The following is a 10,050-nucleotide window of genomic DNA, read 5'->3' as shown; positions in this document are numbered from 1 at the left end:
CCTGCTATCCGTACCCGATGTCGAAGTCGCCTACGACGAGGTCGGTAAGACCGCCGCGGCAGGCGAAAAGAGCGCGGGCATGGCCGACCTCGCGCTCTCTGCGAGTGTCGCGGTGCCCGTGGCCACGGCCGCCACGCGCATACTCGTCACCGCCATCCGGGAGTGGTGCGCCCGAGAGCGGCACCGCCGAGTGGAGATCACCGCTGAGAAGGGCAGCGTCAGTGTCGTCGTCACCGGCGATATGGACGAGCGGGTCGAACGAATCATCCGCATGCTCGGCGGAGATAACCGGCCGTCCGAGGCCGACGACGAGCGCTCGACCTCATGAGCAGGCCCCTTCGGCGGCGCGCACTGTTGCTCGGTGTCGAGAACTACGCCGACAACCGATTCAGCCCGCTGCCATCGATCCGCGCGGACCTGTCGTTGCTGAGCCAGGCGTTGCGGCATCGGGATATCGGCGCCTTCACCGAGGTACGCTCGGTCGTCGATTGCACGAGTGAGCAGATGTGCGCCGAGATCGCAGACTTTCTCGATAGTTGCGACGAGGACGAACTCGCCTTGCTGTATGTCTCGGGCCACGGCACCCGCCTGGTCCAGGTTGACAGTGAGTTCCACTTCATCACCACCGATACCGATTGCGACAATGTCGCCACCACCGCAGTCGGGGCGCAGTTCGTCAACGAGGCACTCGAGTCGTGCCCAGCAGCGCAGAAGATCCTTATGATCGATTGCTGCCAGAGCGGCGGATTCGCGGTCGGGCTCCGCCCGGCAGACCACGACGGCCATCCCACCGCGAAAGGGGCCGTCGCCACGCCTCCGGCTCCAGTACTGCGCAGCAGCGGTGTGTTCGTCCTGTCGTCCTCCCGCGCAACCGAGGCGTCGTTCTCCGGGTCGCCGGATTCGACTGTCATCACACCCTCGGTGTTCACCGGCGCCGTGGTGGCGACTCTGTGCAGCGGCGACGCCGCTCGCCCCGAGACCGGCGAGGTCACCGTCGACGATCTTTTCGAGTACGTCAATCAACTACTGAGGGCCGAATCCAAGCAGATTCCGGTCAAGTCCGCCGTTCAGGTGGACGACCGGATCGTGATCGCCTCTCGACCGCAAGGCCCGGCAACGCTGACACCGGTTTCCCGGCAATCGGAGCCACCACGATTCGATGCTCCGGCGAAGGCCATCCGCCCGACCTGGCATCACCTGCTCGAGTACTACCGACGCTGTCTGACTGCGGGCCACACGGTATTCCCGACCTTGTCGGTGAGCGATGAGGGCTCGTCCTATGTGTGCTGGTACGGCACCGAGCGTTTGCTGTCGGGAACGGTCGACGACGATCATCGGATCACTCCTCAGGCGCAGACGCAGGCGTTCATCGACGATGTCATCGCCTCCGACGACGAGCTCTGGGCGGGCTATCCAGCGGTTGTCCTGCATGCCGGCCCCGGCTCCCGCAAAAGCGGTCGACACCGGTTCGCACCCGCCTTCCTACGGAAAGTGGAGATGATCCGGACGGCAGACGGGGTCCGATTGGAACCCTCCGGTCGAGTCATCGTCCATCAAGAATTGATCGAGACCCGCCTCGGTGAAGGCACCGCCGAGGATTTCAACGCCGCGTATCACCCGACTTGGCATGCTGGTCAACCCGCCGCGATGGCACACGACATGGCGACTGTGCTCGAACAAGAACTGGGCATCGCCTGTGTCCAGCCTCTTCGCCCCAGCCGGCTCAGCGACGACATCGACGTCGACACCTCGAACGAGGGTGCGCGCAATACTGCGGTCCTACTGCGCGTGCGGGGCGGACCGGGCCCGGTGTCGAACCTGCTCCAGGATCTCGACAGCCTGATGGAGCAGGTCGACCGGATTCCGGGGACCGCGCTCGCCGCCCTCGACCCGATTCCATCCGGTCGGCAACCGGAGCCGGACGGGACGTATCAGCTGGTGACACCGCTGCAGTCCAACGAGGCCCAGGATTCGGTCATACACTCGGCGATGCAGAACCGCCTCACGGTCGCCACCGGCCCACCTGGCACCGGCAAAAGCCAGCTCGTGACCAATCTCGTCGCCACCGCACTGGTCAGCAACTCGACGGTGCTCGTAGCCTCGACCAATAATCGAGCCGTGGACGAAGTCTGGGAACGGTGCGAGAACATCACCCCGGGCAGTGTGGTGCGCACCGGCAGCAAGGCACACCGTACGAGAGCCTGCGATGTGCTCCGCACATTGCGTGCCCTCCCTCCGGCAGAGTTCAATGCAGCGACGGCCAGGGCCGCCGCACGGCAAGCCGAACAGGCGCTGGGCGAGGTACGAGCGCTGTTCTCTCGAACCGCTGAGTTCGAACAGCGTCTTCTCACCGCCGCCCGCGCACGCGAGCATGCCGCCCGGACGCTGGACACCTCGGTCTTCGACCTGCTCTCTCGTCTCGGGCGACGCACACCCGTGTCGGCCGCCCGCTCGGCTCGCCGAGCGAGCCGGGCCCAGTTGTTCGCCGGATACCGCAGGACGAGACTGCTGAACCGCTGGGGGATCCGTACCGAGAACACCGTCGCTCTCGCCGAGCACTGCACCGCACTCGCCGTATTCCTCGAGGCCGAGCAGGACTGGCGTGCCACACGGTCCGGATTGCAGGCGCTTCCCGACACCACGGAACTGTCGGCCCGCCTGCACACCACGGAGGCCGAGCTGCGCCGGGCATCCGAGCAGGCCCTGGAGGCGAGCACCCGCACAGCCGCGGCGCAGGGGCGCGACAGCATCACCGAACTCATCGACGCCACCGAAGACGGTTCGGCATGGCGAGCCCTGCGCAACGCCCTCCCGAGCGTCCGTGGGTGGGCCGTGAGCAGCATGTCGGCTCGCTACTTTCCACCCACAGCCGCACTTTTCGATCTCGTAATCATCGACGAAGCCAGTCAGTGCTCGATACCCGCGATACTGCCCCTGCTGTTCCGCGCCCGTCGCGCCGTGATCATCGGCGACCCCATGCAGCTTCCGCACATCGCCGAAGTCGATGTCCGACAGGAACTCCATGCTGCCCGATCGGCCGGACTCGGGCCGGACTGGTTGGAAAGCAACCGCATGTCCTCCCGCCGCCACTCCGCTTTCCGAGCTGCGGAGCGGGCTGCAGGCGGAACTCTGCTGCTGGACGAGCACTTTCGATGCCACCCGAAGATCGCGGAGCTGGCCAACACCCTGTTCTACGAAGGCCGGCTGACCACACTGACCGACACTCGCGGCCGCCCCGAGATCACCGGCCGTGAAGCTGTTCACTGGACCGACGTCACCGGATTCGCGGAGCAACCGAGGGACGGCAGGTCTTGGATCAATCGGCGTGAAGCCGCCAAGGTCGTCGAGGCCGTCGAATTCCTGCTCCATCGAACCGACGCAACCAGCGGCGCACCGAGCATCGGCATCGTGACCCCGTTCAAAGCACAGGCCGCCTTGATCGAGTCCGCACTGGGCAAGGACCTCGAGCACGTACGGGTCGGAACCGTCCATACCTTCCAAGGCGGCGAATGCGACTTCGTCTTCTATTCGCTTGTGGCGGCCCCGAATATGCCCACGGGCTCGATCCGATGGGTCGAACGGCAACGGAACCTCTGGAATGTGGCGATCACTCGCGCTCGGTCCCATCTGATCATCGTCGGAAACCGTCAGTTGTGGGCGACACGGGAGATCGGGGTCGCTCTCCTCGACGCAGCAGGCGACCGAACCGATGAACATCTCGACACCGCTGCCGACGAACTCCAGGATCGCCTTTTCGCCCATCTCATCGACACGGGCGGCAAGGTGACGCTACGAGCCCGCGTTCACGGGCATCCGACGGACGCGGTAGTCGAGTACGCAGACGGCGCGCGGGCCGCTTACATCCTGGACAGCGGGGTCGCGGACGGAACCGATCCGGCACGGCATCTTCGATTGATGTTGCGTCACAAGGATATCCGCACCGACAAGGACGGTCCTGGCTGCGCCGTGCGCGTACCGGCGTGGCGGCTCTACGATTATGACGTATGACGCCTGATGTGCGCAGGAAGGCAAAATCCCGACTTTCTCGATGGATGTCCATCTGGAACGCGCACGAGGCGCGTCCTCTCGGCCCCAGTCACCGGTCCCGTGCCGCGGCGAAATCGGGATGGGCGTCGACCACAAGAGAAGAGCCGCCCGGGGCCGGGCCGATCACGCGCATAGCTTCCCGGCCAGTCGAACGCGGCGATGATCAGCAGGGGCCAGGGATGCGGTGCCGCTGCTGATCTGCGATCCACCATGACAGTGCACCGAATCCGGCACCGACCAACGCCGCAGGGATGGCACCGATGATGAAAATGGGCAGTCCGGCGAGGGCACCGATCGCCGCACCGATGCCGGCCCGAAGTTCCAGGGTGTCCCCGGGCATCATGCACATCGCGATCGGCTGTCCAGTCGCATCGACGGTTACCAGGATGGCAGTAGGCGCAGCGGTTGCCTCAGTGGTAATGGTGGATATTGCCGCAGTCGGAGTCTCGGCGTTGGCCGTTGCCACGCTTGTTCCGGCGATCAGCGCGGTCGCGAGTACGGCGGTAGTGAGCAGTTTCATTCCATTCCTTCGATCGGTGCTGCAGGGTTCTTCATGTCGTGGAGGTAGCTGGCGTCGAGCATTCACTGAGCAGCTGCCTCTACCACCGATGGTGAACTGATACGCGCTTTGGTGAACAACCAACCGGAGTTAAGCAATACCTGACTGCACAGAACACTTTCACCCACTTCACCGTCGCTATCGGTAGGAGGTCCGCTGCGGTTGAATCCCCAATCTAGCAACGCCTGTCATCGGCGACCATCGACCATTCGCACTACGAAATGGCCATTTCGGCGGACATCAATCAACAGGCCCACCATCGGCTGTCCGACGACACGGTGCCACGAAGCCTCACTCTTCACTCCTCGGCTGGGGATGGCGATCACAACCCGCTCGAGCGGTGGTGCAGGCTCCGTATCGGGCCAAAATATCCAAGCGGTGATCGCAAGCACGGTAGCTCCGAGAACATGACGCAGGTCGTGCAGACACAGCTGGTCGTCGACACCGCTGCGGCCCATCTGGACTGGATCAAAGAGGAGGCGAAGCGGAATCCGGACATCATCGGTACCACCCAGGAGATAACCCACCCCTGGGGGCCGATCACCCTCACCGACAACTCCGATGTCGTCCTCGCGCTCGGGACCTTCTCGGTGGCGGTCGACGCCGACGCACTGGTTCCACGATCGGGTGACGCGCTCCAAGTCGAGATCAAGTATTGGATCTACGCCTACGACCTGTACGACTTCGACAAGACGGTCGACTGGTCGTCCTTGGATGTGGAGCTGTCGATCAAGAAGGGACCGAACGACGATAGGCGGCAACTGGAAGAAGCCGGCTGGGCACGCAGTTTCAAAGCCCGCAGTAATCCGAAGCGCTCGGCGACTACACCTGGTCCGGAAACCTCTGAACCGGACAAGGACAGCGCGGTTCGTGCCCGTCTCGATCGTGGCCGTCGCGCTCGGTCTGGCTGGCTACAGCTCACCGGAGAGCGGCCACGCCATAGCAGAATGCGGCAACATCCACTTCCCGGACAACGCCCACATCCTCTATCAGAAGGGCGAGCAGGAATTCAGCGGAGAAGCGCAAGTGGAGATCGTTGCCGAATTCCCCGCGACCGAACTCGAGCAATTCACCTCGGCATCACAACTCGGCGCATTCACCGCAGGCGTTCCGAGCAACTGGCAGAAGCACTACTGACAGGACAGTGGCGTGGCGGAATCGCTGCTTGCCGATACCAACGAGAACTTCTCGGAATGGGACGGTACGACGGGGCGTCAGGTCGTCGTCCACCACCTCGACACCGACACCGTGCGCGTCTTCGCCCGCGGGATGTGCTGAGAGCTTCCGAACCATTTCGCCGCAAAACGGCTCCACCAGTACACGCAGCTGGTCGGGCATCCGCGCTGGATGCCCGACCAGCCGACGCAGAGCAGTTACTCGGCGAAGACCTCGGCGACTGATTCGGCGGTCAACGCCCGGTCGAGCCATCGAGTGAGTGTCTCGGTGTCCGCGCAACCGAGGATCCGCTCGCGATCGGCGTCGGCCACCTCGATGCCACGGCGATCGAGAACCCGCAAGACACTCACGGCCTGGCCGCTCGCCAAGCCTTCTTCACGACCTTCCTCCCGGATGCGCTGAGAAGTCTGCGAGCGGAAGAACGAGAGATCCACGGACATCATCTGCCTCCACGTGTCGGCGGCCGGGCTGGTGCCGAGGCCGAGTTCGGTCAGTTCGGCGACGATTGCGGCGTCCTCGTCGTCGATGCCCCGCAGGGCGGCTGCCAGCGATTTCAGTATGGCACCGATGCAGGGGTGATGGGCGTGGGTGATCGCCGACAACGCTGCGAGCGGCACATCGATGGCGGCCTCGGCCACATCGGTGACAATAGGAACGTTGTCCGGTCCCAGCACCAGCGGCCTGGCGACGAGGCTGGGCCACTGCCGGGGACCGATGGTGAACGGCCCGGAAGCCCACCGTTCGGTGTTCTCGTCCTGACACACCACGAGCAGGACCGGCGGAAGCAAGTATTTCGAGTGCAGATGGGCCAGGTAGTAGGCCCAGGCCGGCGGTTTGCCGGGATCGGGCTTGTGCTGGGCTTCGACCAGCAGGAGAAAGTCCCCCTCAGCGGTCCCGATGCGCAACAAGGTGTCGACGCGGCGTTCTAGCGGGCGGGTCTCGGTGAGGTCGGTCGGTAACAGGGCAACGTCGATCGGGTCGGGGAACGGTAGATCGAGTGCGCGAAAGGCGCGGGCGAACACACCTGGGTCGTGCTGGAAGATCCGGTGCATCGCTTCGTGGGAGGAACCGGGCATGACGGGAAGCATATCCATTCGCTATCAAACATATGTTCGAATTGGAGGATTGGTCTTGATCGGGGGTGCGGAATGCATCTGACCTGCAACGTCTTACACTCCGGCGCCCCTCACCGCACAACAGTCGGATCGGGAAGTACGATCACGGCGGGCTCCGGAGCCGAGGGCGGCTCAGGACCGGACCACAGGCCCCACGCGGTGACCACGAAGACGATCAGAGCCGCCGCAGCCAGAACCGACCAGAGCGTTCGATTACGTTGTCCCCGAGCCGTTTCGCGATGGCACTCCGGTTCGATGGGGGAATGCGAACTTCGGGGAACCACCAGCTCCGCAACGAGCGGCAGTACCCGCCCGGACACCCCGAAGTGCTCGAAACTCGGGGCGAGCAGGGCGTCGGCCCGCACCGAACGAGCACGCTCGGCAATGTAGGCGGTCGGCAGATAGGTGTCTTCGTCAACGATGAGCACATCCACGAGCCGGTAGCCGCGGGCGCGGGCGAGTTCGGCCAGCACATGCCGGTCATCAGCCGGCGATTCGCTGACACCGCGATTCAGCACCCCGAGCGCCGTCCTCCCGGCCGATTGTCGACCCGCAGGTCCGTGCATAGGGATCGTCCTTTCAATCGATGACGCCGCGATCGCGGAAGAACTGGTAATCGCCCGCGCTGACGATGAGCGCGGCGACCCGGGTGGAGCAGTGCCACGGGCATGCGCCGTGCAGGAGCAGCGCCGCGGCAGCCGCTGTCGGCGACCGCACAGGCCAGTGCGGGTTGTCGTGGCGCGCCTTGTCGGCGGTGGACACCCGCGCGCCGGGCGCCCGGCCGATCGGGATCACAGCAGCGACGGGCCACCGTGCCTCCTGCCGTCGGTGGTCAGCGGCCACGGCAGTCCCCGCCCCTGCCGTGTGCCCGCTGGGACGGGGTGGTCACCCGTCCGCCCGGCCCACGCCGCCCGCCCCGTCCGGATACACCGGTAGCCGCTGATGCCCGTGAGAGATGAAGCTCGGCAACGGTTTCAGTGCTTCCGGGGCGACCGCGAGCGTCATCCCCGGAAACCGCCGGAACAGCGCGGGCAGCGCCACGGCGGCCTCCAACCGGGGCAGCGGCGCCCCGAGGCAGTAGTGCGGCCCGTACCCGAACGACAGATGCTCTTTCGTCGAGCGACCCGGATCGAACTCGCCGGCGTCGTCCCCATACAGTCCGGGCTCGCGATTGGCGGCCGCGAAGCAGGCGAGGATGGCATCGCCCGCCTTGATTCGCGTGCCCGCCACGTCGATGTCGACCACCGCGTACCGCAGCGGCAGATTCGCCACCGGCGGCGCGTAGCGCAGGGTCTCCTCGATCAGATGCGACCAGCCGAACGCGCCGACACGAAGCCGGGTCAGCAGTTCAGGCCGGGTCAGGACCTGACAGATCGCCTGATCGAGCAGATCGACCGTGGTCTGGTAACCAGCACTGATCACCAACAGCAAGGTGTGGATCAGCTCCTCTTCGGTGAGCCGGTCGGCCTCGCCGTCGCGGCGGCTGATGAGCAAGCTGGTCATGTCCGCGCCCGGCTCGGCCCGGCGACGCGCCACCAGCGTGGTCAAAATGCTCACCATCTCGGCGAAAGTCGCCTGCGGATCACGCCGCGGCACCGTGGAGAACAGCTCGTCGACACACAGCCGCAGCCCGCCCCGCAGATCGTCCGGCACGCCCATCAGCGCGCTGATCACCCGCAACGGCACCTGCGCCGCGAACTCTTCCCGCAGATCGACCACGGCGCCCTCCGGCCGGGCGGCGATCCCGTCGAGCAGCTCGGTGGTGATCCGCCGGATCTGCGGTCGCAGTGCGTCGACGCGGCGCGCGGAGAACGCCGGACCGACCAGCTTGCGCAGCCGCTGATGGTCCGTGCCGTAAGCGGTGAACATATTGCGCACCGACACCCACGAGATCAGCGGCCAGTCCGGCGGAATCTCCCCCGCGACGAACGCGGGCCAATGCCGGGCGGCGTCCTTGGACACCCGCCAGTCGACGAACAGCTCCCGCAGCAGCTGGGGATCGGTCACGGCCCAGGCGCGCACGCCGCCCGGCAGCACCACCGGCACCAGCGGCCCCCGTGCGCGCAGGCGGGCGGCCTCGCCGGGGATGTCGGCGCCCGTGACATCGAGCGTGATGGGAGCGGGTTGCAGATCGGTCATCGGATTCGCCTTAGCGTTCAGCGGGAAACAGTCAGTGCCGCAACAGGAGTGAAGGAGACGGGCAGCTCCTCGAGCGCCCGATGGAACGGCCCCGGCCGCCACCGCAACCGCTCGGCCGGCACCGCGCACGTCATCTCGGGCAGCGCGTCGAGCAGCTGATCGATCGCCTCCCCGGCGACCAGTTCGGCCAGCGCCCGCGCGGGGCACCGATGCGGCCCGGCGCCGAGCCCGAGGTGCGACTCGTTGCCGCGGATATTGCCGCCCACCACGGCCGGGTCGTTGTTGCAGGCGGCCAGGCTGATCACCACCGGCTGGTGCGCCCGCATCCACACCCCGTCCACGAGCTGCGGCTGACGCGGATACGACATGCAGAAGTTCGCGATCGGCGGATCACGGAACAGCACGTGCGTGAGCGCGTCCCGAGTGGAGAGCCCACCCCCGACGACCTCGCCGCCGAAATCCGGGTGGGTCATCATCCACGACAATGTGTTGACGATGAGATTCGTCAGCGGCTCGCTCGCGGCCCCGTAGAGGGTGACCAGCTGGTGGACGGCTTCTTCGTCGCTCAGGCCGGTCGGATGGGCCAGCAGCCAGGAGGTGACGTCCGGTCCCGGCCGGGCCCGTTTGCGGGCCACGAGTTCGGCCAGTGCCCCGACGATCAGCTCGTTGCCCGCGGCGGCATCGGTGGTGTCGAAGATCATCGCCATCCCCGTCGCGGCCCGATCGCTGAGCTCGGGATCGCAGCCGATGAGTTCGCCGATCAGCTCGAACACCAACGGGGCGGCGAAGTCCCGGATCAGATCGGCCCGGCCGGTGCCGCAGAACTCGCCGACCAGCCCGACGGCGATCCGCTCGACCACCTGGCGGGTGCTGTGCAGATCGATACGGGCGAGCGCGTCGACGGTGGCGGAGCGGTAGCGGGCGTGCTCGAACCCGCTGCTGCGCAGGGCGTTCGGACGCCACTGCATCATCGGGCGGACCGGGCACTCGAGTGGGATGTCGCGCTGCCAGGCG

At 66.0% G+C, this 10,050-nt stretch carries 10 protein-coding genes; 4 read left to right on the top strand and 6 right to left on the bottom strand.

The genetic code is table 11. The features are described 5' to 3' along the window. Positions 1 to 328 (top strand): hypothetical protein (locus ON26_RS27450; RefSeq protein WP_218000638.1); only part of this gene is annotated, 328 nt, incomplete at its 5' end. Then, positions 325 to 4,008: an AAA domain-containing protein gene (locus ON26_RS27445; protein ID WP_040800556.1), complete on the top strand. Its 3,684-nt coding sequence runs from the start codon at positions 325 to 327 to the stop codon at positions 4,006 to 4,008. The genes ON26_RS27450 and ON26_RS27445, both read left to right, overlap by 4 nt. A 202-nt stretch (positions 4,009 to 4,210) precedes the next feature. Here ON26_RS27445 and ON26_RS33665 read toward each other — a convergent pair whose 3' ends face one another. After that, a complete protein-coding gene (locus ON26_RS33665; RefSeq protein WP_157172031.1) occupies positions 4,211 to 4,567 on the bottom strand; it encodes a hypothetical protein in 357 nt (118 codons plus the stop codon). Between the two features lie 909 nt (positions 4,568 to 5,476). On the opposite strand from ON26_RS33665, the gene ON26_RS27435 reads away from it, so the two are divergent. Beyond that, on the top strand, positions 5,477 to 5,743 hold the full coding sequence (locus ON26_RS27435; RefSeq protein WP_040800550.1) for a hypothetical protein: 267 nt from the start codon (positions 5,477 to 5,479) through the stop codon (positions 5,741 to 5,743). A gap of 12 nt (positions 5,744 to 5,755) precedes the next feature. Next, on the top strand, positions 5,756 to 5,884 hold the full coding sequence (locus tag ON26_RS34970; protein ID WP_281032416.1) for a hypothetical protein: 129 nt from the start codon (positions 5,756 to 5,758) through the stop codon (positions 5,882 to 5,884). A gap of 95 nt (positions 5,885 to 5,979) precedes the next feature. On the opposite strand, the gene ON26_RS27430 is transcribed toward ON26_RS34970, so the two are convergent. The 5 genes from ON26_RS27430 to ON26_RS27410 all read right to left on the bottom strand — a co-directional run. Then, complete coding sequence (locus ON26_RS27430; protein ID WP_040800559.1) at positions 5,980 to 6,858, bottom strand: RpnC/YadD family protein; 879 nt, start codon at positions 6,856 to 6,858, stop codon at positions 5,980 to 5,982. A 110-nt stretch (positions 6,859 to 6,968) separates the two neighbouring features. Beyond that, the gene (locus tag ON26_RS27425; RefSeq protein WP_157172030.1) at positions 6,969 to 7,370 is read right to left on the bottom strand and encodes a hypothetical protein; all 402 of its coding nucleotides are present in this window, start codon (positions 7,368 to 7,370) and stop codon (positions 6,969 to 6,971) included. Between the two features lie 106 nt (positions 7,371 to 7,476). Next, entirely contained in the window at positions 7,477 to 7,692 is a 216-nt protein-coding gene (locus ON26_RS27420) for a hypothetical protein (RefSeq protein WP_040800544.1), read from the bottom strand. Positions 7,693 to 7,782: 90 nt separating this feature from the next. Further along, on the bottom strand, positions 7,783 to 9,036 hold the full coding sequence (locus ON26_RS27415; protein WP_040800540.1) for a cytochrome P450 family protein: 1,254 nt from the start codon (positions 9,034 to 9,036) through the stop codon (positions 7,783 to 7,785). A 17-nt stretch (positions 9,037 to 9,053) separates the two neighbouring features. After that, positions 9,054 to 10,050, bottom strand: a 997-nt coding sequence (locus ON26_RS27410; protein ID WP_040800537.1) for a cytochrome P450 family protein, incomplete at its 5' end; no start/stop codon positions are given.

Origin of the sequence: Nocardia higoensis NBRC 100133, assembly GCF_000308595.1 — a bacterium.
GTDB lineage: Bacteria > Actinomycetota > Actinomycetes > Mycobacteriales > Mycobacteriaceae > Nocardia > Nocardia higoensis.
This window is presented reverse-complemented; position numbering and strand designations above follow the sequence as displayed.